1 protein-coding gene is annotated in these 529 nt (G+C 36.4%); it reads left to right on the forward strand.

All coding sequences use genetic code 11. From position 1 onward, the window contains the following. A partial coding sequence (locus tag B3J44_RS10735; RefSeq protein ID WP_286968468.1) for an LUD domain-containing protein occupies nucleotides 1-147 on the forward strand: 147 nt, incomplete at its 5' end. Nucleotides 148-529: the final 382 nt, after the last annotated feature.

The raw sequence follows: 529 nt of genomic DNA on the forward strand, positions 1-529 counted from the left end.
ATGCAGCAAGCGTATCAAAGAATCGGAAACATGGAATACGGTTTTGGAACTTTCATCGCTGGTCCGTCAAAAACGGCCGATATTGAGCAGTCTTTGGTTCTCGGAGCTCATGGAGCAAGAGGTTTGATTGTGTTTTTATTAGATTAATAAAAAAATAATAGAAGGGGAGCCTGTCTCATTTTTTGAGACAGGCTCTTTTTTTATGCATCATTTTATGATTTTTTAAGCACATAGCCAATGGTTTCAATCATTGGAATGTAATATAAAACCTAATACAAAATTCAAATCATTGAATCTTTGGACTTTATAAGCATAGAAAAGAGGTNNGGAAATCAGTAGATCCGCATTCGTTACAAGATGTTGAATTAACGGTTGTAAAAGCACATTTTGGCGTGGCAGAAAACAGCGGACTTTGGGTTACCGATGATATTTTAGGACAGCGTGTTGCGCCTTTCATAGCACAATATTTAACGATTATAGTTCATAAAAAAGATCTTGTGCCAACTATGCAGCAAGCGTATCAAAGAAT

The organism is Flavobacterium sp. UBA4854 (genome assembly GCF_002399805.1).
In the GTDB taxonomy this organism is placed as follows: domain Bacteria; phylum Bacteroidota; class Bacteroidia; order Flavobacteriales; family Flavobacteriaceae; genus Flavobacterium; species Flavobacterium ginsengisoli.